We start from the raw sequence: 598 nt of genomic DNA on the forward strand, positions 1-598 counted from the left end.
ACGTGCAGCTTTCCCTTCAGGCGGGATTCATACAGCGGCCAGCCATCCGTCATCCATATCACCACGTCAAAGGGTGACAGCAGGCTCATAAGACGACCCAGCGTCGCCATAGTGCGTTCACCGAATACGTGCGCAACAACCATCTTCCGGAGCCTGTCATACGCGTAAAACAGCCAGCGCTGGCGCGATTTAGCCCCGACGTAGCCCCACTGTTCGTCCATTTCCGCGCAGACGATGACGTCACTGCCCGGCTGTATGCGCGAGGTTACCGACTGCGGCCTGAGTTTTTTAAGTGACGTAAAATCGTGTTGAGGCCAACGCCCATAATGCGGGCGGTTGCCCGGCATCCAACGCCATTCATGGCCATATCAATGATTTTCTGGTGCGTACCGGGTTGAGAGGCTGTGTATGTGAACTGTAACTGCCATGTTTTACGGCAGTGAGAGCAGAGATAGCGCTGATGTCCGGCAGTACTTTTACCGTTACGCACCACCCCGTCAGTAGCTGAACAGGAGGGACAGCTGATAGAAACAGAAGCCACTGGAGCACCTCAAAAACACCATCATACACTAAATCAGTAAGTTGGCAGCATCACCTA

1 pseudogene is annotated in these 598 nt (G+C 54.0%); it reads right to left on the reverse strand.

The annotated features are described in order from the left end of the window. Positions 1-541 (reverse strand): annotated as a pseudogene (locus HII27_RS26825) (IS1-like element IS1A family transposase); the annotation flags it as partial. Between the last annotated feature and the right edge of the window lie 57 nt (positions 542-598).

The sequence above is a fragment of the Kluyvera sichuanensis genome (assembly GCF_014218705.1).
Taxonomy (GTDB): domain Bacteria; phylum Pseudomonadota; class Gammaproteobacteria; order Enterobacterales; family Enterobacteriaceae; genus Kluyvera; species Kluyvera sichuanensis.